This window comes from Roseburia sp. AF22-2LB, assembly GCF_003461125.1.
GTDB lineage: Bacteria > Bacillota > Clostridia > Lachnospirales > Lachnospiraceae > Roseburia_C > Roseburia_C amylophila.
The window spans coordinates 1-26,868 of the sequence record NZ_QTWM01000002.1 but is presented as its reverse complement, the minus strand read 5'-3'; the positions used below and the strand labels follow the sequence as shown (position 1 = coordinate 26,868).

General features: G+C 41.1%; 25 protein-coding genes. 24 read left to right on the top strand and 1 reads right to left on the bottom strand.

Features of this window, described 5'->3' with window-relative positions; genetic code table 11:
• The first annotated feature begins 16 nt into the window (after nt 1-16).
• The 8 genes from DWX96_RS02760 (at nt 17) to cls (ending at nt 9,778) form a co-directional block, all read left to right on the top strand.
• Nucleotides 17-967 (top strand): DHH family phosphoesterase, encoded by a 951-nt coding sequence (locus DWX96_RS02760; protein ID WP_117841001.1) that lies wholly within the window; start codon nt 17-19, stop codon nt 965-967.
• A 12-nt stretch (nt 968-979) separates the two neighbouring features.
• Nucleotides 980-1,912 (top strand): tRNA pseudouridine(55) synthase TruB, encoded by a 933-nt coding sequence (gene truB, locus DWX96_RS02755; protein WP_118056741.1) that lies wholly within the window; start codon nt 980-982, stop codon nt 1,910-1,912.
• Between the two features lie 32 nt (nt 1,913-1,944).
• The gene (locus tag DWX96_RS02750; RefSeq protein WP_022242574.1) at nt 1,945-2,868 is read left to right on the top strand and encodes a bifunctional riboflavin kinase/FAD synthetase; all 924 of its coding nucleotides are present in this window, start codon (nt 1,945-1,947) and stop codon (nt 2,866-2,868) included.
• Nucleotides 2,869-3,042: 174 nt separating this feature from the next.
• A complete protein-coding gene (locus DWX96_RS02745) occupies nt 3,043-4,161 on the top strand; it encodes a C40 family peptidase (protein ID WP_117946901.1) in 1,119 nt (372 codons plus the stop codon).
• 144 nt (nt 4,162-4,305) lie between these two features.
• Nucleotides 4,306-4,572, top strand: coding sequence for a 30S ribosomal protein S15 (rpsO, locus tag DWX96_RS02740; RefSeq protein WP_118056740.1), 267 nt, complete (start codon nt 4,306-4,308; stop codon nt 4,570-4,572).
• 293 nt (nt 4,573-4,865) lie between these two features.
• The gene (locus DWX96_RS02735; RefSeq protein ID WP_117697175.1) at nt 4,866-6,959 is read left to right on the top strand and encodes a polyribonucleotide nucleotidyltransferase; all 2,094 of its coding nucleotides are present in this window, start codon (nt 4,866-4,868) and stop codon (nt 6,957-6,959) included.
• 239 nt (nt 6,960-7,198) lie between these two features.
• A complete protein-coding gene (locus DWX96_RS02730; protein ID WP_118056739.1) occupies nt 7,199-8,089 on the top strand; it encodes a S8 family peptidase in 891 nt (296 codons plus the stop codon).
• Between the two features lie 153 nt (nt 8,090-8,242).
• Entirely contained in the window at nt 8,243-9,778 is a 1,536-nt protein-coding gene (gene cls, locus DWX96_RS02725) for a cardiolipin synthase (protein ID WP_118056738.1), read from the top strand.
• A gap of 8 nt (nt 9,779-9,786) precedes the next feature.
• On the opposite strand, the gene DWX96_RS02720 is transcribed toward cls, so the two are convergent.
• Complete coding sequence (locus DWX96_RS02720) at nt 9,787-11,049, bottom strand: D-alanyl-D-alanine carboxypeptidase family protein (RefSeq protein WP_118056737.1); 1,263 nt, start codon at nt 11,047-11,049, stop codon at nt 9,787-9,789.
• A 98-nt stretch (nt 11,050-11,147) separates the two neighbouring features.
• Between DWX96_RS02720 and DWX96_RS02715 the strand changes: the two genes are divergently transcribed.
• The 16 genes from DWX96_RS02715 to DWX96_RS02640 all read left to right on the top strand — a co-directional run bounded on the left by DWX96_RS02715 (nt 11,148) and on the right by DWX96_RS02640 (nt 26,696).
• Nucleotides 11,148-12,005: a metallophosphoesterase gene (locus DWX96_RS02715; RefSeq protein WP_118056736.1), complete on the top strand. Its 858-nt coding sequence runs from the start codon at nt 11,148-11,150 to the stop codon at nt 12,003-12,005.
• 107 nt (nt 12,006-12,112) lie between these two features.
• Nucleotides 12,113-12,862 (top strand): segregation and condensation protein A, encoded by a 750-nt coding sequence (locus DWX96_RS02710; protein WP_118056735.1) that lies wholly within the window; start codon nt 12,113-12,115, stop codon nt 12,860-12,862.
• 23 nt (nt 12,863-12,885) lie between these two features.
• The gene (scpB, locus tag DWX96_RS02705; RefSeq protein ID WP_022243724.1) at nt 12,886-13,455 is read left to right on the top strand and encodes an SMC-Scp complex subunit ScpB; all 570 of its coding nucleotides are present in this window, start codon (nt 12,886-12,888) and stop codon (nt 13,453-13,455) included.
• Between the two features lie 91 nt (nt 13,456-13,546).
• Entirely contained in the window at nt 13,547-14,809 is a 1,263-nt protein-coding gene (locus tag DWX96_RS02700) for a D-alanyl-D-alanine carboxypeptidase family protein (RefSeq protein WP_242988714.1), read from the top strand.
• Between the two features lie 141 nt (nt 14,810-14,950).
• Nucleotides 14,951-16,387, top strand: coding sequence for an acyl-CoA carboxylase subunit beta (locus DWX96_RS02695; RefSeq protein WP_117697184.1), 1,437 nt, complete (start codon nt 14,951-14,953; stop codon nt 16,385-16,387).
• Nucleotides 16,388-16,400: 13 nt separating this feature from the next.
• Complete coding sequence (locus tag DWX96_RS02690) at nt 16,401-17,135, top strand: OadG family protein (protein ID WP_117697185.1); 735 nt, start codon at nt 16,401-16,403, stop codon at nt 17,133-17,135.
• A 28-nt stretch (nt 17,136-17,163) separates the two neighbouring features.
• Complete coding sequence (locus DWX96_RS02685; RefSeq protein ID WP_022243728.1) at nt 17,164-17,529, top strand: biotin/lipoyl-containing protein; 366 nt, start codon at nt 17,164-17,166, stop codon at nt 17,527-17,529.
• A 10-nt stretch (nt 17,530-17,539) separates the two neighbouring features.
• Nucleotides 17,540-18,691: a sodium ion-translocating decarboxylase subunit beta gene (locus tag DWX96_RS02680; RefSeq protein ID WP_022243729.1), complete on the top strand. Its 1,152-nt coding sequence runs from the start codon at nt 17,540-17,542 to the stop codon at nt 18,689-18,691.
• Nucleotides 18,692-18,701: 10 nt separating this feature from the next.
• Entirely contained in the window at nt 18,702-20,120 is a 1,419-nt protein-coding gene (locus tag DWX96_RS02675; protein WP_022243730.1) for an oxaloacetate decarboxylase subunit alpha, read from the top strand.
• A gap of 240 nt (nt 20,121-20,360) precedes the next feature.
• Nucleotides 20,361-21,002, top strand: a complete 642-nt coding sequence (locus tag DWX96_RS02670) for a hypothetical protein (protein ID WP_118056734.1) — start codon at nt 20,361-20,363, stop codon at nt 21,000-21,002.
• A 73-nt stretch (nt 21,003-21,075) separates the two neighbouring features.
• Entirely contained in the window at nt 21,076-22,005 is a 930-nt protein-coding gene (locus tag DWX96_RS02665) for a MurR/RpiR family transcriptional regulator (protein ID WP_022243732.1), read from the top strand.
• A complete protein-coding gene (locus DWX96_RS02660; RefSeq protein WP_117697191.1) occupies nt 21,998-23,233 on the top strand; it encodes an NAD(P)/FAD-dependent oxidoreductase in 1,236 nt (411 codons plus the stop codon). The genes DWX96_RS02665 and DWX96_RS02660 overlap by 8 nt, the downstream gene beginning before the upstream one ends.
• Before the next feature lie 36 nt (nt 23,234-23,269).
• The gene (gene cmk / locus DWX96_RS02655) at nt 23,270-23,935 is read left to right on the top strand and encodes a (d)CMP kinase (protein WP_118056733.1); all 666 of its coding nucleotides are present in this window, start codon (nt 23,270-23,272) and stop codon (nt 23,933-23,935) included.
• 1 nt (nt 23,936) lies between these two features.
• Nucleotides 23,937-24,815 carry a 4-hydroxy-3-methylbut-2-enyl diphosphate reductase gene (gene ispH, locus DWX96_RS02650; RefSeq protein WP_118056732.1) on the top strand — a complete coding sequence of 293 codons (879 nt, stop codon included), beginning with the start codon at nt 23,937-23,939 and terminating at the stop codon, nt 24,813-24,815.
• Nucleotides 24,796-25,902, top strand: a complete 1,107-nt coding sequence (gene rpsA / locus DWX96_RS02645; RefSeq protein ID WP_118056731.1) for a 30S ribosomal protein S1 — start codon at nt 24,796-24,798, stop codon at nt 25,900-25,902. Before ispH ends, rpsA begins: the two co-directional genes overlap by 20 nt.
• Before the next feature lie 20 nt (nt 25,903-25,922).
• Nucleotides 25,923-26,696: a CheR family methyltransferase gene (locus DWX96_RS02640; RefSeq protein WP_022243737.1), complete on the top strand. Its 774-nt coding sequence runs from the start codon at nt 25,923-25,925 to the stop codon at nt 26,694-26,696.
• Nucleotides 26,697-26,868: the final 172 nt, after the last annotated feature.

Sequence of the window (26,868 nt, the reverse complement as noted above, 5' to 3'; positions counted from 1 at the left end):
AGAGCAGGTGTTGCCAATGAAATTAGAGGAACAGCTTTATGATGTGAAGCGTGTAGCAATAGCCGGTCATGTAAAACCTGACGGAGACTGTGTAGGTTCCACGTTAGCAGTATATAACTATATCAGAAAATATCATCCGGAAATGGAAGTGGAACTCCATCTGGAACCGATTCCAAACATTTTCAAATTCCTTGCAAATGCAGATAAAATTGACAGCTCTTATATAGAAAAAGAGCCATACGATTTATTTATTGCATTGGACTGCGGTGATGAGAAACGACTGGGAAATGCAGTGAAATATTTTCATGCAGCAAAACGCACCTTCTGTGTTGACCATCATATCAGCAATCAGAGCTTTGCAGATGCAAACTACATTTTCCCGGAGGCAAGTTCAACCTGTGAGCTTGTATATGAACTCATAGATGAAGAGAAGATTACAAAGGAAATTGCAGAATGTATTTATGTGGGAATTGTGCATGATACCGGTGTGTTCCAGTATTCCTGTACTTCCGCAAAGACCATGAACATTGCCGGCAGGCTGATGGAAATGGGAATTGATTTCAGCCGTATCGTGGATAAGACTTATTATGAGAAAACTTACGAGCAGAACCGGATTTTGGGTCAGGCATTGGTGGACAGCCAGCTCTTTTTAGATGGAAAATGCATTGCATCTATCGTAACAAAAGAAGAAATGGAAAAATACCAGGTTCTTCCGAAACATTTAGAAGGAATCGTACAGCAGCTTCGTGCTACTAAAGATGTGGAAGCTGCAATCTTTCTTTACGAAAATGAGGATGGAAGCTTTAAAGCAAGCATGCGTTCCAGTGGTAAGGTAGATGTGGCAGTTATTATGATGTCCTATGGTGGAGGCGGTCATATACGGGCAGCCGGAGCAACCATAGAAGGCAATGCCAAAGAGATTCTTGAGGGAATCGTAAAGGACGTTGAAAAACAGCTTTTGAAATAGACAGGATAACGTATGGACGGAATTATTAATGTAAGAAAAGAAAAAGGATTTACGTCCTTTGACGTAGTTGCAAAGCTGCGTGGAATTTTAAAAATGAAAAAGATTGGACATACAGGTACGCTTGATCCGGATGCGGAGGGCGTACTTCCTGTATGTATAGGAAAAGCAACCAGAGTCTGTGACCTTTTAACTGATAAGGACAAGGTATACGAGGCAGTCATGCTTTTGGGAAAAGAAACGGATACCCAGGATATGACAGGAACCATATTAAAGGAATCCGAGGTAAATCTTTCCGTAGAAGAAGTAAAGCAGTGTATTGAAAGTTTTGTGGGAGAATATGCACAGATTCCGCCGATGTATTCTGCACTGAAGGTCAATGGAAAGAAATTATGTGACTTAGCAAGAAACGGTGTGGAAGTAGAACGCAAGGCAAGGAAGGTTCAGATATTAGATATTGCAATTTTATCAATCGACTTGCCGCGAGTGACCATGCGGGTGCACTGTTCCAAAGGAACTTATATCCGTACATTGTGCCACGACATCGGAGAAAAATTAGGTTGTGGAGCCTGTATGGAGTACCTGGTACGGACAAGCGTTTCAGATTTTCAAATAGAAGATGCAAAAACACTGCAGGAAATTGAGACAATAATGAAAAGTGGTAAGATAGAAGAGATTTTATATCCCATTGATACCGTATTTAAAAATCTGCCACAGATTCACAGCCGCAAAGATAGTACGGCACTTTTATATAATGGAAATAAGCTGCCGCTGCCCGTGATAGCAGAGGCAGAGACGATAGAGCATACGCTTGCTTCTTTTTATAAAGAAGATGACTGCAAAAAAGTCAGAGTGTATGACAATGCAAATCATTTTGTTGGAATATATGAATACCGTACAGCGGACAGGCTGTTTAAGCCGGTAAAACTTTTCTTTACACAGCAATGAGAAGGAAAAAGACATTTAAGCAGGTATAAAAAATGAAGTATATACATGGAACAACAGAATTTCATATTGAAGAAGAATGCGTGCTTTCCCTTGGCAAATTTGACGGTCTGCACAGAGGACATGAGACTTTATTAGAACATATGATGGAGCAGAAGAATAAAGGCTGTGCAACGGTACTGTTTACCTTTGCCATTCCGCCGAGACCGGGCAGGATAAATGAAGTCCAGAAGGTGCTTACGACGAATGAAGAGAAGGTTGCAATCTGTGAAGAGCAGGGCATTGATTATCTGATTGAATATCCTTTTACCAAAGAAGTCATGACCATGGAACCGGAAGCATTTATTGAAATGCTGGCTTCTTCCATGAAAATCCGTGGCATTGTGGTTGGAACAGATTTTCATTTCGGACATAACCGCCGAGGAGATTACCATCTGCTGGAAATATATGCGAAGAAGCTGCATTATGAACTTAAGGTAATAGATAAGGTTCAGTATGAGAATCGGGATATCAGCAGTACCTTTATCCGGGAAGAAGTAGAAAAGGGCAATATGGAAAAAGTAAAATACCTTCTTGGCTATGATTATTTTGTGGAAGGTGTTGTAATACATGGCAGAGAAATGGGCGCGAAGGTACTTGGAATCCCGACCATAAATATCATACCGCCTGAAAACAAACTGCTTCCGCCGTTTGGCGTCTATGTTTGTGATGTTGTAGTAGGGGATAAGACGTATCATGGAATCGCAGATGTGGGATGTAAGCCGACTATCGAAGGGGTTAATCCGGTAGCAGTGGAAACCAATATTTTTGATTTTAATGAGAATCTCTATGGAAAGAAAGTGCGTGTCTGCTTCCGGAGCAGAGAGCGCAGCGAGATGAAGTTTGAATCCTTAGAGGCTTTAAAGCAACAACTCGAACAGGATATTGCCTATGGCAGATTTTATGTACAGCAGCATTAAATATATGAATTTCGTAAAATTTCGAACAATTGTTACATAATTGTTACATATTTATGTTGACATTATGAAATCACGTTGCTATAATCTTAAAATATGGAGAAGCATATTGATTCGAACAGATGCGGAAATGCAGGGTGCATTTTGCATCGTTACAATGTCAGGAGGCATATTTTTATGAAGAACAATAGAAAGTGGAAGACAACAGCATTTATTCTTACCTGTGGACTTACAGTGGCGCTTGAGGGTGGCGCAGCTGCACAGACATCAGCAGGTTCCGGCTTAAATGCAGGAATATTTGCTACAATGGATTCCTATTATAATACAGATATTGTTGTTTCAGCAACCAATACTGTTACAACGATGGAAGGACAGTCTGAGGATGCTGCAGCAACTGATACAACGGTACCTGCAGATACAGCAGCAACCGATACAGCGGTACCTGTAGATACAACAATCTGTGGATATACCAATCTTGGTATTGCACAGGTTGACAGCAGTTTAAATGTAAGGGAACAGCCGGATACCAATTCTGATATCGTAGGAAAGATGCAGAGTGATGCCGGATGTGAAATTTTAGAGGACGATGGCGAGTGGCTTAAAATTGAATCTGGTCAGGTAACCGGATATGTAAAAGCAGAATATATCATTACCGGAGAGGCAGCTGTAGCAAAAGCCCAGGAAGTAATGAAGACCATTGCAACCGTTACAACACAGACTTTAAATGTACGTGCTGAGATGAATACCGATTGTACCAAACTGGCATTGATGCCGGAAGGAGAAGAATTAGAGGTTTTAAATCAGTATGATGGCTGGGTGGAAGTAGACTTAGATGGTGATGTAGGATATGCAAGCACCGACTATGTAGAGATTTCACAGCAGCTGCCAAAGGCACAGACCATGACAGAATTAAAATATGGTCAGGGTGTTTCAGATACAAGAGTATCACTGGTGGCTTATGCAACACAGTTTGTCGGTAATCCATATGTATGGGGCGGAACCAGCCTTACCAGAGGAGCGGACTGTTCCGGATTCGTATTATCCGTATATGCAAATTATGGCGTATATCTGCCACACTCATCCAGAGCACAGGCAGGATGCGGAACCAGAATCAGTGCATCCGAAGCACAGCCGGGAGATTTGTTCTTCTATGGTAGCGGTAAGGGCATCAACCATGTGGCAATCTATATCGGAAATGGTCAGATTGTTCATGCAAGTTCACCTTCTACCGGAATCAAGATTTCCAATGCATATTATCGTTCACCAGTATGTGTTGTCCGTGTATTAGGAAACTAGATAAGGAAACTAACAGAATTTTGTTTACAAATAATAAGTAGTATGTTATATTTGTTAGGTATGATTTAGCCGATATTCGGTAGATGGACACTCCGACCTTTTGCTGATTATCAGGCGATAAGAAAATATAAGGAGGAAACGTAAATGTTATCAAAAGAAAGAAAAGAAGAAATCATCGCAGAATATGGTAAAACTGCTACAGACACAGGTTCACCAGAGGTACAGGTTGCACTTTTAACAGCCAGAATCAATGAGCTGAATGAGCACTTAAAAGTAAATCAGAAGGATCATCATTCCAGAAGAGGACTTTTAAAGATGGTTGGTCAGAGACGTCGTTTACTGGCTTACTTAAAGAAAGTTGATATTGAAAGATATCGTTCTTTAATCGAACGTTTAGGTTTAAGAAAGTAATTTCTTGTAAAAGGAAACCGTATAGAATAGAGCGGAGTTGTCCGCTCTATTTTTCGGTTGCTAGGCTTCCACAGGTTGCCGGATATCCGTAAGGAACTGCAAGTACAGAGTCTTATGGATGACAATGTAAGAACGGCAGAAGGACGATTCCGAGACCACTGATTAGTGCAATTACAGATTGTGTTAATCAGTAGTTTCGGTCGATACACCTCCGGATGGCTGCAAACAGCACCATTTCGGAACTTCTGCCATAATAAGCAGGAATATCCTGTATACAAAAAAGGAGAAATGATATGTACCAGAGTTATTCAATGGAACTTGCCGGAAGAACTCTTACGGTTGATATTAACCGTGTGGGTAAACAGGCAAATGGATGTGCATTCATGCACTACGGTGATACCACTGTATTATCTACTGCAACAGCATCTGAAAAGCCAAGAGACGGAATCGACTTTTTCCCTCTTAGCGTAGAGTTCGAAGAGAAATCTTATGCAGTAGGAAAAATCCCAGGTGGATTTAATAAGAGAGAAGGAAAAGCATCTGAGAATGCAATTCTTACTTCCCGTGTAATTGACAGACCTATGCGTCCGTTATTCCCAAAGGATTATCGTAATGATGTAACATTAAACAACCTCGTTATGAGCGTTGACCCGGAATGCCGTCCGGAAATCGTAGCAATGCTTGGTTCTGCGATTGCAACCTGCATTTCGGACATCCCATTTGACGGACCATGTGCTATGACACAGGTCGGAATGAAAGATGGTGAATTTGTAATCAACCCATCCCAGGAAGTTTGGGACAATGGTGATTTACAGTTGACGGTTGCTTCTACCAGAGAGAAAGTAATCATGATTGAAGCCGGAGCAAATGAGATTCCGGAAGATAAAATGATTGAAGCAATTTACATGGCACACGACATCAACCAGACCATTAATGATTTCATTATGAAACTGGTAAACGAAGTTGGTAAACCAAAACATGAATATACAAGCTGTGCAGTTCCAGAGGAAATGTTTGCAGCTATGCGTGAGATTGTTACACCGGATGAGATGGAAGTAGCAGTATTCTCTGACGACAAACAGACCAGAGAAGAAAATATCCGTAAAGTAACAGAGAAAATGGAAGAGGCATTTGCAGATAACGAAGAGTGGCTTCCATTAGTTGGTGAGGCTGTATATCAGTATCAGAAGAAGACCGTTCGTAAGATGATTTTAAAAGACCACAAACGTCCGGATGGAAGAGCAATCAACCAGATTCGTCCGCTGGCATCTGAGGTTGATATTATTCCTAGAGTACATGGTTCTGCTATGTTTACCCGTGGACAGACTCAGATTTGTGATGTTGTAACATTAGCTCCATTATCTGAAGTTCAGAAAATCGATGGATTAGATGAGAATATTACCACCAAGAGATATATGCACCATTACAATTTCCCATCCTACTCTGTTGGAGAAACAAAACCTTCCAGAGGACCGGGACGTCGTGAAATCGGACATGGAGCACTGGCTGAGAAAGCATTGGTTCCGGTTCTTCCTTCTGAAGAAGAATTCCCATATGCAATCCGTGCCGTATCCGAGACCTTTGAATCTAATGGTTCTACCTCTATGGCATCTACCTGCGCATCCTGTATGGCGCTTATGGCTGCAGGTGTTCCGATTAAGAAAATGGTTGCAGGTATTTCCTGTGGTCTGGTAACTGGTGAGACAGATGATGATTACATCGTATTAACCGATATTCAGGGACTTGAGGACTTCTTCGGAGATATGGACTTCAAGGTAACTGGTACACATGACGGTATTACTGCAATCCAGATGGATATTAAGATTCACGGATTAACAAGACCTATCGTAGAAGAAGCAATCAGAAGAACCAGGGAAGCAAGACTTTATATCATGGACGAAGTTATGTCTAAAGCAATTGCTGAGCCAAGAAAAGAAGTTGGACAGTATGCTCCAAAGATTCTTCAGGTTCAGATTGACCCGGCTAAGATTGGTGATGTAGTAGGTCAGAAGGGTAAGACAATCAACGAGATTATCGACCGCACTGGTGTTAAGATTGACATCAATGATGAAGGTGCAGTAAGCATCTGTGGTACCGATAAAGCAATGCTTGAGAAAGCTGCTGACATGATCCGTATCATTACAACTGATTTCGAAGAAGGTCAGATTTTCACTGGTAAAGTAGTAAGCATCAAAGAATTTGGTGCATTCATCGAATTTGCACCGGGCAAAGAGGGAATGGTTCACATTTCCAAGATTGCGAAAGAGAGAATCGAACATGTAGAAGATGTTCTGACTCTTGGTGATACAGTAACCTGTATCTGCATGGGCAAAGACAGAATGGGAAGAATCAGCTTCTCCATCAAGGATGTTCCTGCTCAGAACTAATTGCAGATTCGTGGCATGTGATTTTTCAATACTCACATAAATAAAATAAGGCGTATGCTTTTGCGGATGAAAATCCACAAGGGTATACGCCTTTTTACGTAAGTAGCGAAGAAAAAGTCTGGCAGAAAAAAAGAGCCGAGTTTGCTGAGTAAACTTCCTTTTCGGGTATCCGGAAAGCTCTGCCGGTGGTCAAAAATGCTGCACTGCATATATTATAAGAAAACATAAAATGGTGCAGTATGGAACGGGTCAGACAGATTACAAGGGTGAATGAAGCTCATAAACTAGGATATATTGGAAATAATGTCACGGTAGCCGTGATGGATACAGGAATTGGAACTCATATTGATTTTGGACAAAGAATCAGAGGATTTCGTGATTATGTAGGTGATAAGAAGATACTTTATGATGATAACGGTCATGGAACCCATGTTTCCGGAATTATTGCAGGTTCTGGTTTCGCTTCCCATGGACGTTACCGGGGAATGGCTCCGGGAGCACAGATATTTTCGATAAAAGTATTAGACCGCATGGGAAAAGGTAATACCAGACTGGTGGTATCTGCATTAAAATGGCTGATTGCAAATTATGGGAAAATGAATATAAGAATCTTAAATATTTCCGTAGGAATGCTTGCTTCGGCCAGAAGGGAAGAACAGGAGGAATTGTTAGCAGCAATTGAAGCAGTCTGGGACGCAGGAATCGTAGTGGTTGCTGCTGCAGGAAATAACGGGCCAAAGGATAAGAGTATTACGATACCGGGGCTATGCCGGAAGATTATAACGGTGGGCAGCAGTGATGATGAGGAAGGAGAAGTAAAAAATCTGGGTCTGATGCGTGGGTATAGTGGGAGGGGTCCGACGGAAGCCTGCATTATGAAACCAGAAGTAGTGGCTCCTGGAACAGCGATTGTCAGCTGTAAGCGGATGGGAAATGGTTATGAGATGAAAAGTGGAACCTCTATGGCAACACCGGTGGTGGCCGGGGCGGTCGCGGTGCTTTTAAGCCGTTATCCAAATCTAAAACCGGCAGAAGTAAAACTGCGGCTTTATGAGACGAGTGTAGATACTGGAAAATCCAAGCATGCACAGGGCTGGGGGAGGCTGGATGTCATGCGGCTGATTCGATAAAAGAAAATAGCCTGGAAGAGATAAAAAGCAGAAAGAAAGAGACAGAGACAGAGGGAAAGGAATACGCCGGACATTTGATTTCTGGGAGAAAATGCGGTAAAATGAAAAATACGCATAAAATAAGGGGTAGAAAAAGAAAGAGGAGGGAATAAGGTGAAGAAAATAGTTAAAGTTTTAATCAGCAGACTTTTTATCACAGTTTTACTTATTTTACTTCAGTTTGGATATTTATTTTATCTGCTGCTGGAAGTTGGTAAAATGTCTACTTACATCAACCTGATTCTCAATATACTTGCATTTATCGTAGCTTTATTCGTTGTAAATCGAAGAATGAATCCGGCATACCGGCTGGCATGGGTATTTATTATTCTGATGTTTCCATTGCTCGGATTATTGCTGTACGTGGTATTTGGAAGACCGGAACTCACCAGAAAGGCAAGAGAGAAAATGAACCGTGTAAATGAGGAAGTAGAACCGCTTCTTACAGAAGATAGAGCGTGCAGAGAACGGCTGGCAGAAGAAGATTCGGTTGCCGCTGGACAGTCTGCATATATCAGTGACTGGGCGCATTTTCCAGTTTATGAACATACAGCAACAAATTATTATCCGTCCGGAGAAGAAATGTTTCCAGTTATGTTAGAAGAAATCCGGAAAGCGAAAAAGTTTGTTTTTCTGGAATATTTTATTTTAGATGATGGAAAGATGTTCCGGGAGCTGATTCAGCTTTTGAAGGAAAAAGTGGAAGAGGGCGTAGAAGTACGTCTGATTTATGATGATGTTGGCTGCATTACGACACTGCCGAATAATTTCTATAAGGAATTGCAGAAAATCGGAATTAAATGTGCGGCGTTTAATCCGTTGCGGGCGAGACTGGCTGTTATTATGAATAACCGTGACCACAGAAAAATCCTCGTTATTGATGGAAATGTTGCATTTACTGGCGGAATTAATATTGCAGATGAATATATCAATGAAATTGAGCGGTTTGGATACTGGAAGGATACCGGAATCCGTATGAAAGGTGCAGCGGTATGGAGCTTTACCTGTATGTTTCTTGAAATGTGGAATTATATAATAAATTCCACGGAGGATTATGAGAAGTTCCGGCCGGATGCAGACTATGTGGCAAAGATTCCATCCGTTGGATATGTGCAGCCGTATAGTGATACACCGTTAGATCACGAAAATACCGGCGAGAATGTATACATGAACATTATTAATTCAGCACAAAAGTATGTCTACATTTTCACCCCGTATCTGATTATTGACCATGAAATGCTGGTAAGCCTTCAGAATGCGGCAAAACGTGGTGTGGATGTGCGGATTGTAACACCTGGAATTCCGGATAAGAAATTTGTTTATCTTCTGACACAGGCAGATTATGGTGTTCTTATTGAAAGTGGTGTAAAGATTTATCAGTATACACCGGGATTTATTCATGCAAAGAGTTTTGTCTGTGATGATAAAATTGCTACCGTAGGCAGTATCAATCTGGATTACCGCAGTATGTATCTGCATTTTGAATGCGGAGTCTGGTGCTATAAGACCGAGGCAGTGCTGCAGTTAAAAGAAGATGCACTTGCGGTAATCGGACAGTCACAGCAGATTGATCTGGAATTCTGCAAACACAGATTTGTAGGAGTACGGATGATACAGACCTGTCTGCGTCTGCTGGCCCCGCTTTTGTAGAAAAGGTTTTACAGGGAGAAGAAATAAGTAAGCGTCTTACGAAAATAATCCTGATAGGTAGCTTTTGGAATTGTAGTATCATATAAGACACGGATGGAGCCGATTTCTTTTTCATTTAATGTATAGTAAAGTGTGCCGGCTTCTTTTCCCTGTGTTACCGGAGCTTTTATTTCTTCTGGAAGAGAAAGCTTTTTTTCAATAAGATTTAAGTCATTTCCTGCAGTATCAAGATATGAAAAGGTTCCTTCATAGGAAAGACTGACCTTTTTATCAGTGCCACCCCGTACTGATAATTCCGGCAGAGCGGGCGGTGTGGTATCCTGATAGAGCCGGCATACGGAAAAACCATAGTCTAAAAGGGCGGACGCATCAGCAAAACGCACTTTATAATCCGGTGCAGCCATAATGACTGCGATGAGTTTAATGTTATCTTTTTCAGCAGTGGCTGAGACACAGTACTTGGCAAGACCGGTGGAACCGGTTTTTAATCCAGTGGCATAGGCGTATTGTTTGATGAGCTTATTGGTGTTGGTTAAACCAAATTCGGAAGACCCTTTTTTCGTGACATGGGTAATATTTTCCATCCAGATGGTGGAATAATTATGTATCTGCGGATATTTTGTGATTAATTCCCGGGACATTAGAGCAACATCATAGGCACTGGTCATATGATTGTCAACGTCAAGACCGCAGCAGTTAACAAAGTTGGTATCCTTCATACCAAGTCCGGCAGCCCGCTCATTCATCTGGGCAACGAAGGCATCTTCCGAACCGGCAATGAATTCTGCCATGGCAACGCAGGCGTCATTGGCACTGGCAACACTGATACACTTTATCATGGTATCAACGGTCTGGGTTTCACCCGGCTCTAAGAAGACCTGGGAACCGCCCATGCTTGCAGCATGTTCCGAAACTGTGACAACATCATCCAGGGAAATTTTTTGTGCGTCCAGAGCATCGAAAATCAGAATCAGTGTCATGATTTTCGTAATGCTGGCAGGATGCAGGATGGAATGAGCATCCTTTTCATAGATGATGGTTCCGGTAGATGCTTCCATTAAAAGAGCGCTGGGAGCGGACAATGCGACCGGAGCAGATGCATCGGAAGCAGCATCCGGATTGGAAGAATCTGGCATGGAAGCATCCGGGGACGGATTGCCGGATTCTGTAGAACTTTCGTTTTCTGCAAGAACAGAAAATTGTGATGCCATTGGTAAAAAGGCCGGGCTGAGAAGAGACAGGCTTATGAAAATGGAAAGAATGGTATGCATAAGAATACCTCCGGTATGTTCTATTACATTTTAATAGAGAAGAGAAAAAAATATGCAGATAAAGCATGGTTTATTTTGTTGATGCAAAGAGGTGAAAGATGTTATTAAAAATCATTATTGTAATAGCATGTGTGATTTTGGTTTACATAATCTGGCAGTGGCAGGAATTAAAAAAATTTGCAAGAACGGATTATGAGATAAAAAGTGGTAAAGTGCAAAGAGAATATAAGGCAGCAGTACTGGCAGATTTGCATGGTTTTCAGTATGGAAAAGACAACATCCCGCTTTTAGATGCAATTAGAAGTGGACAGCCGGATCTGATTCTGATTCCAGGAGATATGGTGGTCAGCAGGAAAAGTGACACCTATGAGACAGCGTTAAAGATATTGGAAGAGCTGTGCAGGATTGCACCGGTTTATTATTCTTACGGAAATCATGAATCCCGTGCCCACATAAGAAAAAGTAAGTATCAGGAGAAATTTTTCGCTTTTGAAAATAAGGTAAAAGAGCTTGGCATCCATGTACTGCATAATGAAACAGAAGCTTTTGGAGAACTGGCGGTTACCGGGCTTGAAATTCCATTGTCCTGTTATAAAAAAGGAGTGGATGTGCCACTTCCACAGGATTATCTTGAGAAAACGCTTCCGGAGCAGACGGAAGATACATTTCAGGTGCTGTTAGCACACAATCCAAGATACGCGAAGGAATATGCAGACTGGGGAGCGGATTTGACTCTTTGCGGACATAATCATGGAGGACTGATACGGATTCCGGGTGTTGGAAGCCTGATTTCTCCGCAGTTTCAGTGGTTCCCGAAATATGATGCAGGAGCCTTTGATTTTGAGGGAAAGAAAGTAATCGTAAGCCGGGGGCTTGGAACCCATACCTTTCATATCAGAATCTTTAACCGGGCGGAACTTGTGTTTATGGTTATAAAACCACAAGATATTGCTTGATTTGTGGTATAAAGTTGTGAAAAACACTAAATCTTGTGAAAACACTTGCGTTTTTTCTTAGATACCGTTAAAATAGATGTGCTAGGAAAGAATGGAGAGGTTTTGAAATGGAATTAACAGTAAAGCTGCAGGTGTTCGAAGGACCATTAGATTTGCTCCTTCATCTGCTGGATAAGAATAAAGTAAATATCTATGATATCCCAATTGTGGAGATTACCAATCAGTATATGGAATATATCCGGGAAATGAAGCGGCAGGATTTAAATGTTATGAGTGAGTTCTTAGTCATGGCAGCCACACTGATTGATATTAAATCAAAGATGCTTCTTCCGGCAAAAGAGACAGAAGAAGAGGAAGCAGAAGACCCGAGAGCAGAACTGGTAGAACAGCTTTTGGAATATAAGATGTATAAATGCATTTCCTATGAATTAAAAGACCGTCAGATGGATGCGGAAAAGGTGATGTTTAAGGAGCCGACGATTCCGGACGAGGTAGCTGCCTATGAAGAGCCGGTGGATTTAGAGGAACTGATGGCAGATGTCACATTGAAGAAATTGAATGATATTTTCAAATCCATCATGCGTAAGCAGGAAGATAAGATTGACCCGGTTCGTTCCAAATTTGGCAAGATTGAGAAAGAAGAAGTATCACTGTCCGATAAAATGGTATATTTAGAGCAGTATGCAATGGCACATCCACATTTCAGCTTCCGCAGTCTTTTAGAAGCACAGTGTGGCAAGATGGAGATTATCGTGACCTTCCTTGCAGTGCTTGAGCTGATGAAAATGGGCAAGATAACCATTTATCAGGATAAAATATTTGATGATATCAGAATAGAGTCCAAGGTTGCAGCCTAGGCTCTTATTATATGAGGGTAGTAATGGAAGAAAAGAATTATGAAGCAATTATAGAAGCAATTTTATTTACCATGGGGGAATCGGTAGAATTGGATAAAATTGCCAATGCAATTGAATTAGACAAACAGGAAACCAAAAAGAAAATAGAAGCACTCCGGCAGAAATATGAGCAGGAAGAAAGAGGTATCCAGATTATCGAACTGGACGGCGCTTATCAGATGTGTACGAAGAATGAAATGTATGAATATCTGATTCGGATTGCAAAACAGCCAAAGAAGCGTGTCCTTACAGACGTACTGTTGGAGACCTTATCCATCATTGCTTATAAGCAGCCAATCACTAAGGCGGAGATTGAAAAAATCCGTGGCGTATCCTGCGACCATGCAGTAAGCAAACTGGTGGAATATAATCTGGTCAATGAAGTGGGAAGATTGGATGCTCCGGGCAGACCGATGCTATTTGGCACAACAGAGGAATTCTTACGGAGCTTTGGGGTGCATTCCATCGATGAACTCCCGGTGCTGAATGAAGACCAGGTGGAAGAATTCAAGCATCAGGCTGAACAGGAAGCAGAAATGAAGCTTGAAGTATAGCAACAGGGAATGTAGTAAGCGGAAGTATAATCGAAGTATAATCATAGAAAGAAATGAATAGAATGCAGAGAAAATGTATTTCGGAGCGGTCATGAAAAAGAGACGGTGGAAGAAAATGACAGCATTATCTCTGCTTTTTATATTTTTTAGTTCCAATCATATTCCGGCAGAACCGCTGCCACAGGATAATCCGGATGAAACGCAGGAAGAAAATGAAATAGAAATCGAAGAACCAAAGAATTTGTACGCGCTGTCTGCATGCTTAATGGATGCGGATTCAGGGCGTATTTTGTTTGGAAAAGAAGAGGATGTGCGCCGGGCAAATGCCAGTACGACAAAGATTATGACATTGATTGTAACCTTAGAGCATGCAGATTTAAATGACGTGGTTACATTTTCTGATTATGCAGCCTCCCAGCCGGATGTGCAGCTGAATGGAGCAAGTGGGGAACAGTTTTTATTAAAAGACCTTTGTTTCTCTCTGATGTTAGAATCCCACAATGATTCGGCAGTGGCAATTGCGGAACATGTGGCAGGAAGTGTGGAGGCATTTGCTGGCTTGATGAATGAGAAGGCGGCGGAGCTTGGCTGCATGGATACCTATTTCCTTACGCCAAACGGACTGGATAAGGAAGATGAAAACGGATTCCATGGAACGACAGCAGCCGACCTTGCCCGGATTATGAGCTATTGCATCAATGAGTCTCCCATGAAAGAGACTTTTCTTGAAATTACGCAGACACCGTCCTATTCCTTTTCTAATATAGAAGGAACACGAAACTACAGCTGCAATAATCATAACCGTTTCCTTACGATGATGGACGGAGCAATCAGTGGTAAAACCGGTTTTACGGGCAATGCCGGATACTGTTATGTGGGAGCATTGCGGCGGGATGACCGTACCTATGTGGTGGCACTTTTGGGCTGCGGCTGGCCAAACAATAAGAACTATAAATGGGCAGATACAAAACAGCTGATGCAGTATGGAATCGATTCTTTTGAAAAGGTAAATCTTCTGGAGTTGGAAATCCCCAAGGAAGCAGAATGTCCCCTTGAGATAAGTGGGGCAAAGACAGAAGACTGTAGCAGAATTAAGATGACAGAGGTTCAGAACAGGACAGAGGAAAAACAGATAGAAAATATACTGCTTCGTAAGGATGAATCCATTGAATTTAAATTGGAGAGAAAGCAGAGACTTGAGGCTCCGGTGGAAGCAGGAACTACTGTTGGAACCCTTAAGTATATACTGAACGGGCAGGTGGTGAGAGAGGAAGAACTTGTCTTAAAAGACAGTGTTCCGGCATGGGATTACCGCTACAGCTGCCTCAGAATGGTTGACCTTTTTTCTTTATAAAGTCAGAAAATCAGCCATAAAATGCGATATGTAAAATCTGTGAAAAAATTAACAATTTGCTATTGAAAAGTTTTGGTCAATGTACTACAATTACCCTAGCGAAAAATTTTATTTTTTCTAAAATAGATGGAGGACTAAGAGATGAGCAACAGAAGTAATAACTTAGCAGAACAGAGAATTTGCCGTTTGCTGGATGAAAACAGCTTTATGGAAATCGGTTCTCTGGTAACCGCAAGAAATACGGATTTTAATCTGGCAGATGAAGCTACGCCATCAGATGGTGTCATTACCGGACATGGTCTGATTGATGGTAATCTGGTATTTGTCTACAGTCAGGATTCTTCCGTATTAAATGGAACAATTGGCGAGATGCATGCAAAGAAAATTGCAGCTGTTTATGACAGGGCGATGAAGATGGGTGCACCGGTAATCGGACTTTTGGATTGTGCCGGAGTTCGTCTTCAGGAATCAGTAGATGCTTTGAATGCATTAGGAATGATTTATGAAAAACAGGTTATGGCATCCGGAGTAATTCCACAGATTTGTGCTGTATTTGGCAACTGTGGCGGCGGACTTACCGTAGTACCTGGATTATGTGATTTTGCATATATGGAAGCTGATAAAGCCAAAATGTTTGTAAATGCACCAAACGCAATCGAAGGAAATTACGTTGGAAAATGTGATACTTCTTCTGCAGATTTCCAGAGCACAGAGACCGGCGTCATTGATATGGCAGGTTCTGAAGAAGAAATCTTTGCACAGATTCGTGAACTGGTCTGCATGCTTCCGGCAGATAACACAGAGAATGGTTATATGGAAGACTGTGAAGATGATTTGAACCGTGCATGCGAAAATGTAGATACCATGAAAGGCGATCCTCGTTTCGTATTAAGCGAGATTTCTGATAATCACAATTTCTTAGAGACAAAGAAGGATTATGCAAAGAGCATGGTAACCGGATTCATCCAGTTAAACGGACTGACTGTCGGTGCTGTTGCTAACTGCACAGAAGAATATGATGAAGAAGGAAAGAAAGTCGCAGAGCATGATGCAGCACTTTGTGCAAAAGGCTGTGAAAAAGCTTCTGAATTCATCCAGTTCTGTGATGCATTTGATATTCCTGTATTATCTCTTACCAATGTGGCTGGATTTACAGCAACAAAATGCAGCGAAAGAAGACTTGCAAAAGCTCTGGCTAAACTTACATATGCATTTGCAAATGCTACCGTTCCTAAGGTTAGCCTTCTTACCGGTAATGCTTACGGAAGTGCAGCAGTAATGATGAACTCCAAAGCAATCGGTGCTGACCTTGTATACGCATGGCCGGATGTTAAGACCGGTATGATGGATGCACGTCTTGCAGCAGAGATTATGTATGCAGACGCTGATGCGGACAAGCTTGCTGAGAAAGCAAAAGAATATGAGGCATTACAGTCTAACGTTGTAACTGCAGCTAAGAGAGGATATGTAGACTTGATTATTGAGCCTGCTGATACCAGAAAATATCTTGTAGCAGCTTTTGAAATGCTGTTTACAAAACGTATGGATACTCCATATAAGAAACATGGAACAAAATAGAAAGGTGAATCTTATGAAGAAAAAATTGTGGATGCTTGTATGTGTTTGTCTGCTTGCATTTTCTGTTACGGCCTGTGGTAAGACAGATCAGACTTCAATAACATTCAATGGAGGCACCTATGACCAGTGGAAGGATACAGTACAACAGACAGTACAGCAGATAACTACTGTGTCAGAAGCTGATATTGATAATGCTCTTTCTTCCATTTCAGAGAAGAGCGATGCAGTAAACTACAACTTCTATAGCAGTTGGAAAGAAGCTGTTGCTGACGAAGGAGATTTCCAGGGATTTGGTGACTTTACCATGACAGAGTCAAATAAGACAATGGTAATGGAACAGACATTGAATTATACCAACCGTGATTTGAGTTTTACTGTTGTATTTGATACAACTACAGACACACCGGAACTTACCAGTATGACATTTGACAAGGTATATTCACTTGGCGAGAAAATGGGCAAAGCCGGAATGAATACACTTATGGGCATGGGTACCGTATTTGTAATCTTAATTTTAATCAGTATTATTATTTATGCATTCCGCATTATTCCTTATTTACAGAATAAGAAAAAGAATGCGGCTGATGCAACTGCTGCAAAAGAAGATAAAGTAGTAGAACAGATTGCTCAGAAAGAAGAGCTGGTTCAGGATGATTTGGAACTTGTTGCAGTTATCTCTGCTGCAATTGCGGCAGCAACAGGAAGTTCTACAGATGGATTTGTAGTACGTTCCATTAAGAGAAGATAGTTTGAAGAATAATTAGGAGGATATAAAGATGAAAAACTATACAATTACAGTAAATGGAAATGTTTATGATGTTACCGTAGAAGAGAACGGAGCATCTGCACCTGTAGCTGCACCAAGAAAGGCAGCAGCAGCTCCTGCAGCAAAAGCAGCAGCACCTAAGGCAGCAGCCGGAGCAGGAAGCATTAAGATTGAAGCCGGAGCAGCCGGAAAAGTATTCAAGATTGAGGCTCAGCCTGGAACAGCAGTAAAGAAAGGTGATGCAGTTCTGATTCTTGAAATTATGAAAATGGAGACTCCTGTTGTTGCACCGGAAGACGGAACAGTTGCAAGCATCGAAGTTGCAGTTGGTGACAGCGTAGAAGCAGGAGCATTACTTGCTACAATGAACAACTAGGAGGAAAATTATGTTAAGTTATGTTGGAGACACAATGAGTAACCTCCTGCATCAGACTGCATTCTTTAACCTGACCTGGGGTAACTACCTTATGATTGTAATTGCCTGCGTATTCTTATATCTGGCAATCAAGAAAGGTTATGAACCTCTTCTTTTGGTTCCGATTGCATTTGGTATGCTTCTGGTTAACATTTATCCGGACATTATTGCAAGTCCGGAAGAGACCAGCAATGGTGTCGGTGGTTTACTTTATTATTTCTATACTCTGGATGAGTGGTCAATCTTACCTTCTCTGATTTTCCTTGGAGTTGGTGCGATGACAGACTTTGGCCCTTTGATTGCAAACCCAATCAGCTTCCTTTTAGGAGCAGCAGCACAGTTCGGTATTTTCGGAGCTTACCTGCTTGCAATTCTGATGGGATTCAATGACAAGGGAGCAGCAGCCGTATCTATTATCGGTGGAGCAGATGGTCCGACTTCTATCTTCCTTGCCGGTAAATTAGGACAGGCTGCATTGATGGGACCGATTGCGGTGGCAGCATATTCTTATATGTCTCTGGTTCCGATTATTCAGCCGCCAATTATGAAACTGTTTACAACAAAGAAAGAACGTGCAATCAAGATGGAGAACCTTCGTCCGGTATCCAAACTGGAGAAGATTTTGTTCCCAATCGTAGTTACTACAATTGTATGTCTGATTCTTCCGACAACCGCTCCGTTGGTTGGTATGCTTATGCTTGGTAACCTCTTCCGTGAGTCTGGTGTAGTCAGACAGCTTACAGATACAGCATCCAATGCTTTGATGTATATCGTAGTTATTCTTCTGGGTACTTCCGTTGGTGCATCTACCAGTGCAGAAGCATTCTTAAATGTCAGCACACTTAAGATTGTTGCTCTTGGACTGATTGCATTTATGTTTGGTACTGCAGCCGGAGTCCTCTTTGGAAAACTGCTTTGCTGGATTACCAAAGGAAAAATTAATCCGTTGATTGGTTCTGCCGGAGTTTCCGCCGTGCCTATGGCTGCGCGTGTATCGCAGAAGGTCGGTGCAGAAGAAGACCCGACAAACTTTTTACTTATGCATGCAATGGGACCAAACGTTGCCGGTGTTATCGGTACAGCAGTAGCTGCCGGTGTATTTATGGCAATCTTTGGTATATAGGAGGATAGAAATGTCAGAAGAAATGAAAAAACCTTTAAAAATTACAGAAACTGTTCTTCGTGATGCACATCAGTCTCTGATTGCAACCAGAATGACAACAGAACAGATGCTTCCAATTATCCCGAAAATGGATGAAGTTGGATATTATGCAGTAGAGTGCTGGGGTGGAGCAACATTTGATGCCTGCCTTCGTTTCTTAAAGGAAGATCCATGGGAGAGACTTCGTAAATTAAGAGATGGATTTAAGAAAACTAAACTTCAGATGCTGTTTCGTGGACAGAATATCTTAGGATATCGTCCATATGCAGATGATGTGGTTGAGTATTTCGTACAGAAATCTATTGCAAACGGAATTGATATTATCCGTATTTTTGACTGCTTAAATGATGTTCGTAACCTTCAGACAGCAGTAACAGCATGTAACAAAGAAAAAGGACATGCTCAGGTTGCATTATCCTATACATTAGGAGATGCTTATACCTTGGATTACTGGATGGAAATGGCAAAGAGAGTAGAAGACATGGGTGCTGATTCCTTATGTATTAAGGATATGGCAGGACTTTTAGTTCCTCAGAAAGCAACCGAACTGATTCAGGCTCTGAAATCTTCAACCAGCCTTCCAATCGAACTGCATACACATTATACTTCCGGTGTAGCTTCCATGACATACATGAAAGCTGTAGAAGCTGGATGTGATATTATCGATACTGCAATGTCACCATTTGCACTTGGTACCAGCCAGCCTGCAACCGAAGTTATGGTAGAAGCATTCAAGGGAACACAGTATGATACCGGTCTTGACCAGAACAAACTGGCTGAAATCGCTGATTACTTCCGCCCAATGCGTGAGGAAGCATTAGACAGCGGTCTGATGAATCCAAAGGTACTTGGTGTTAATATCAAGACTTTATTATATCAGGTACCGGGTGGAATGTTATCCAACCTGATTTCCCAGTTAAAAGAGCAGGGACAGGAAGATAAATACGAAGAAGTACTGGCTGAAGTACCTCGTGTTCGTAAAGACCTTGGTGAGCCACCACTTGTTACACCTTCTTCCCAGATTGTTGGTACACAGGCTGTATTTAACGTATTAATGGGTGAGCGTTACAAAGTTGCTACCAAAGAGACCAAGGATATTCTTCTTGGAAAATATGGTCAGACTGTAAAACCTTTCAATCCGGAAGTTGTGGATAAGGTTCTCGGTGCTGACAAAGATAAGGCAATTACCTGCCGTCCGGCAGACTTACTTGAGCCTGAATTAGATAAGATTGAAGCTGAAATGAAACAGTACAAACAGCAGGATGAAGATGTATTATCCTATGCATTATTCCCACAGGTTGCTACTGAGTTCTTCAAATATCGTCAGGCACAGCAGACGAAAGTTGATACAACAATTGCAGATACAAAGAACGGAGCATATCCGGTATAGGGTACCTTGCTATCTATAGCAGTAAAGAAGCGGCTACAGACAAATATGTCTGTAGCTGTTTTCCTTTTGATGGGTATAATGGAATATCAGAATTACATAAAAATTCTATGGACAAGAGGACAAAAGATTGCTATGATGAAGTCATGATTTGTCATGGGGTAGACAATTTTAATTGCAAAGCATTTGAAAATATTGTGGCAGTTCTTTCACGGTATTTTGAGAGGGAAAAGGTGAAGGACAATGAAACTGTATGAATTGGGGACAGGGGAGCCGGTGCAGGTGCTGGTGAAAGTGGAGAATGCTTCAGCAGAATATGATAGTACAGTTGCTTTTGGAAAAGGAGGCATTTTATTAATCGAGCCAATACGTTATGATGGGAAAATTATTAACTTTTCCGGAGATAAGGTGCATATCAGTGTGATTTATATGGAAGATGGAATCAAACCGCTGATATGGGAGGGGTGCAGAATGCAGACCGTCCAGGCAGGAAAAGAAAAATATCACGCAATTGTATGTAAACGTGATGGAATGAGATGGAACCGCAGACAGGCATACCGCCAGTATCTGGGACTGGATGGAATGTTGTCCATTGACAGTACAAGAGCAAATTATTCTGTGATTGTAAAAGATATCAGTGCAACCGGAGTGTCCTTTGTGGGACAGCCGAATATGAATTATCTTTCCATGGGACCGTTTCATTTGACGTTTGAAGATAAAGCAAGCAGGCTTAAAGTGCAGTTATCCGGTATGGCTGTTCGTCAGGAGCCGGTAGATGAAACGAAAGTGATTGTAGGATGTACGGTAAAGCAGGCAAATCTCGACTTGGGGACTTATGTCGCCTCCAAGCAGAAGCAGGAAATTGCCAGACGACATGGAAACTGACGAAAATCCTGCAAAAAAATGTTAAAATGACATAAAAAATGCAAAATATTTGTAGAATCGAGAAGAAGGAACTATGAATGGGAATACTAATGATTTGACCAGTCGAATCAACGAATGTTATGGAAGTTTAAGCAAAGGACAGAAAATATTAGCAACCTATATTACGGATAATTATGATAAGGCTGTATTTCTTACGGCAGCAAAAATGGGACAGGTAGTAGGTGTGAGCGAATCGACTGTAGTACGATTTGCTACACATTTAGGCTATAAGGGTTATCCGGAATTTCAGAAGGCTTTAGAGGAGATGGTTCGGAATAAGCTCAACTCCATTCAGCGTATGGAAGTGACTTATGGAAGAATCAGCCAGTCGCATATATTAGAAACGGTATTGCAGTCGGATCAGGAGAAAATTAAGGATACCTTGGAACATATTGATGAGCATGCTTTTGAACTGGCAGTAGATACCATTATCAAAGCAAAACATATTTATATTGTTGGAATACGAAGCTGCGCTCCACTGGCAGCTTTTATGGCGTTTTACTTTAATCTGATGTTTGAAAATGTGACATTGCTTCAGACCAATAATTCCAGTGAATTATTTGAACAGATGGTGCGAATCAGTAAGGATGATGTCATTATCGGAATCAGTTTTCCAAGATATTCCATGCGTACCTTAAAGGCAATGGAATTTGCCAATAACCGGAATGCAAAAGTAATTACATTAACAGATAGTGTGCATTCCCCAATGAATTTATATTCTTCCTGTAATCTGATTGCAAGAAGTGATATGGCATCTATTGTGGATTCTCTGGTGGCACCGCTTAGTGTTATCAACGCACTGATTGTTGCTCTGTGTATGAAGAAGCAGGGTGAGGTTGCCAAGACATTGGAGACCCTGGAGGATATCTGGAATGAATACCAGGTATATGAAAATGATGAAATTAATTATATTGATGATAAAATCAAAATGAGATATGCCAAATTAGGAGATGCAGATGAGTAAGGTACTTGTAATCGGCGGTGGACCGGCGGGCTGTTTTGCGGCAATTGCTGCAGCAGAACAGGGACATCAGGTCGTATTGTTAGAACGCAATGAGAAAATCGGGAAAAAATTATTCATTACCGGAAAAGGAAGATGCAACCTTACCAATGCATGTGATACGGAAGAACTATTTTCAAACATTCCAAGGAATTCCAAGTTCTTATACAGCGCAATCTATTCTTATGACAATTTCCGGGTCATGGATTTCTTTGAACAGAATGGAACACCGGTAAAGGTGGAACGGGGAAACCGTGTATTTCCGGTATCAGACCATTCGTCGGATGTCATTGCAGCCTTAAAACGCTCCCTGGATGCACATAAAGTAAAGATTATGTATCATACAACGGTAGAAAAGCTTATGGTATCGGAGAATTGTGTACATGGAGTAATTACTGCAGAGGGAAAGAAAATGCCGGCAGATGCAGTAGTTATTGCAACAGGCGGCTGTTCTTATGCATCTACCGGTTCTACCGGGGATGGTTATCGTTTCGCAGAAGCCTGCGGACATACCATAAAAACCTGCAGTCCATCCCTTGTGCCTTTTAACGCAGAAGAGGAATATGTCAAAGAATTGCAGGGGCTATCGTTGAAAAATGTAAAGGCGAGCATTTATCAGGGCAAAAAGCTTTTGTATGAAGCTTTTGGAGAAATGTTATTTACCCATTTTGGCGTAAGTGGACCTCTGATGTTAAGCGCCAGCAGCGTGGTAAATGATGCGGTAAGAAAACAGCCGTTGCAATTATACATTGACTGGAAACCCGCACTTTCAGAAGAACAGTTAGATCACAGAATTTTAAGGGACTTTGAAGAGGCAAAGAACCGGCAGGTGATTCATGGAATTGAAAAATTATATCCGTCCAAATTCCTGCCGATTATTTTAAGACTTGCTAAGATTCCAGCAGAAAAGCGTGTCAATGAAGTAACCAAAGAGGAACGGCAGCGCCTGGTGGAACTGACAAAGAAGTTCCCGGTTACACTGACTGGTTTACGGGGCTTTTCGGAAGCCATTATTACAAAGGGCGGTGTTTCTGTAAAAGAAGTAAATCCATCGACCATGGAATCAAAATTAACAAAGCATCTTTATTTTGCCGGAGAGGTATTGGATTTGGATGCATTTACCGGCGGCTTTAATCTGCAGATTGCCTGGTCTACCGGATATCTGGCAGGAAGCAGTATTGGAAATGAATAAAGAGAATAAAAAAGCAGAAAAATCGGAGGATAAAAAATGAGCTTTAATATAGCAATTGACGGACCGGCAGGAGCCGGAAAAAGCACTATAGCAAAACAGCTTGCAAAGGAACTTTCTTTTATATATGTAGATACAGGAGCCATGTATCGGAGTATGGCATTGTATTTTATGAGAAATGGCATTGCAAAGGAAGATGAGGCAGCAATTTCAGATGCCTGTAAAACCGTGGAAGTATCTATTGCCTATGAGAACGGAGAACAGCAGGTGCTTTTAAACGGTGAGAATGTCAGCAAAGAAATCCGGAAAGAAGAAGTTGGAAAAATGGCATCTGCCACCAGTGTTTATAAGGAAGTCCGCACAAAACTGGTTGAATTACAGCAGAAGCTTGCAGCAGATAAAGATGTTATCATGGATGGAAGAGATATCGGAACCTGTGTGCTGCCGAATGCCCAGGTAAAGATTTATCTTACTGCAAGTGTTGAAACAAGAGCCGAGAGAAGATATCAGGAATTGCAGGAAAAAGGTGCTGCCTGTGACTTGGAAGTGATTAAAAAAGATATTGCGGACCGTGATTATCAGGATATGCATCGGGAAATTTCACCATTAAAGCAGGCAGAAGATGCCATTCTTGTAGATTCTTCGGATATGGGAATTGAAGAAGTGGTAGAAACCATCAAAAATATTTATAGGGAAAAATGTTAATATGAAAAATGTCAGAGTTGCAAAAAGTGCAGGTTTCTGCTTTGGCGTAAAGCGTGCAGTAGATATGGTTTATGCACAGCTTGAAACAAACGATGAAACAAAGGATGGAATAAAAGACCCGATTTATACTTACGGACCGATTATTCATAATGAAGAAGTGGTAAAGGATTTAGAGGCAAAGGGCGTAACCGTAATCCATGATATTTCAGAAATAGAAGAATCAGAAAAAGGAACCATCGTCATCCGTTCCCATGGTGTAGGCGAAAAAATATATCAGACATTAGAAAATGCCGGTTACCATATCGTGGATGCCACCTGTCCTTTTGTAAAGAAGATACATCGTCATGTACGGGAATATGGAGATGCCGGTTATCATGTTGTAATTATCGGAAATGCCAGCCATCCGGAGGTAGAAGGAATCCGTGGATGGGGAAATGAAGAGGAAATTACGGTAATTGGAACGAGGGAAGCAGCAGAAAATTTCCGGGTTTCAGCAGGAAAAAAGGTTTGTATCGTATCACAAACGACAATTAACTACAATAAATTTCAAGAATTAGTTGAAATTATAAATAAAAAAGGTTATGATATAATTGTTTTAAATACAATCTGTAATGCAACGGAAGAGCGGCAGACCCAGTCGAGGGCTTTGGCAAAAGAAGTTGAAGCAATGATTGTGGTTGGTGGGAAGAGCAGTTCCAACACACAGAAGTTATTTGAAATATGTAAAAACGAATGTGCAAATACTTACTATATACAAACCATAGATGATTTGGATCCGGCAGTACTTCGGACCATTGATAACGTAGGTATTACCGCAGGGGCATCTACCCCAAATAAAATTATTGAGGAGGTTCAAAATAATGTCAGAAATGAGTTTTGAACAAATGTTGGAAGAATCTTTTAAAACAATAAGAAATGGAGAGGTAGTCGAAGGCGTCGTTATCGGTGTTAAGCCAGATGAGATCATCCTTAATATTGGATATAAGTCAGACGGAATTATTACACGTAATGAATATACGAACGAAGCAAATGTAGACCTGACCACCGTTGTATCCGTAGGTGACACTATGGAAGCCAAAGTTTTAAAGGTAAATGATGGAGAGGGACAGGTACTTCTTACTTACAAACGTCTTGCTGCTGAAAAAGGAAGCAAGCGTTTAGAGGAAGCATTCAACAATCAGGAAGTGCTTACCGCAAAGGTTACACAGGTATTATCCGGTGGATTAAGTGTTGTAGTTGACGAAGCAAGAGTATTTATTCCTGCAAGCCTTGTATCAGATACTTACGAGAAAGATTTATCTAAGTATGAAGGACAGGAAATTTCATTTGTAATCACTGAGTTCAACCCAAGAAAGAGAAGAATTATTGGTGACAGAAAACAGCTTTTAGTAGCAGAGAAAGCTGAAAAACAGAAAGAACTCATGGAGAGAATCCATGTTGGTGATGTTGTAGAAGGTACAGTAAAGAACGTAACAGACTTTGGCGCATTCATCGACCTTGGTGGAGCAGACGGACTGTTACATATTTCTGAAATGTCCTGGGGACGTGTTGAAAGTCCTAAGAAAGTATTCAAAGTTGGCGATACTGTAAAAGTATTCATCAAAGATATCAATGAGAGTAAGATTGCACTGAGCATGAAATTTGAGGATGAGAATCCTTGGAATAATGCTGCAGAGAAATATGCAGTAGGTAATGTGGTAACAGGTGTTGTTGCAAGAATGACAGACTTTGGTGCATTCGTAGAATTAGCTCCTGGAGTAGATGCATTACTTCATGTATCCCAGATTTCTAGAGAGCATGTTGAGAAACCTTCTGATGTATTAAAAGTAGGTCAGGAAGTAGAAGCTAAAGTAGTTGACTTTAATGAAGAAGACAAGAAAATCAGCTTAAGCATGAAAGCACTTCTGCCAGAAGAGGAAACAGATACAGAAGAAGTATATAGCGAAGAAGTTCCTACAGAAGAATAATAAGGTAGGAGGTAGCATATATGTTTGAAGGCTATGAAAAGTTTAAAAAAGATATATATGCAATGACCACGATTGACTTAAATGCTTACAAAGAGAAACAGATGCGTCGTAGGATTGACAGCCTTTTGGTAAAGAATAAGGCTCAGTCCTATGATGAGTATGTACATCTGCTTCATACAGATAAAGAGAAGTTTGACCAGTTTATTAATTTCCTGACTATTAATGTTTCAGAATTTTACCGGAACCCGGAACAGTGGAAGTTTTTGGACGAAGAGGTTTTCCCGGCACTTATAAAACAGTTTGGCAGCAATTTGAAAATCTGGAGTGCAGCGTGTTCTACCGGAGATGAGCCATACTCTCTTGTAATGGCTTTATCAAAGCATGTTCCGCTGAACCAGATACATATAATTGCTACTGATATTGATAAACAGGTACTTGAGAAAGCAAGAGTTGGACTTTATAACGAAAAGAGCATTGAATCTGTACCGGATGATTTGAAGCGTAAGTATTTTACACAGGTAGGAAAATCCTATAAGATTTCCGATGAAATCAAAAAGCATGTAGAATTTCGGGAACATAATCTTTTGCGGGATCCATATCCATCAGGTTGCCATTTGATTGTCTGCAGAAATGTAGTAATTTATTTTACAGAAGAAGCAAAAGACGAGATTTATCGCAAGTTCTATGATTCTTTGGCAAAAGATGGAATGTTATTTATCGGAAGTACAGAGCAGATTATGAATTATCGTGAGTTGAATTTAAAAAGGCATCAGTCATTTTTCTTTCAGAAATAATAATGACATAGTAAAGACCTCGTTCTCAAAATTGGGAAAGAGGTCTTTTTTTACAGGAAATTGCTTTCCTGTAAAGTAAAAAAAACGCTCCGCGAGGATGCACACTGCGGCGTATAATGTAGAGTTATAGGACAAAATGTGTTGATGAAAACCGCTTTCAAGCCTTGAAAAT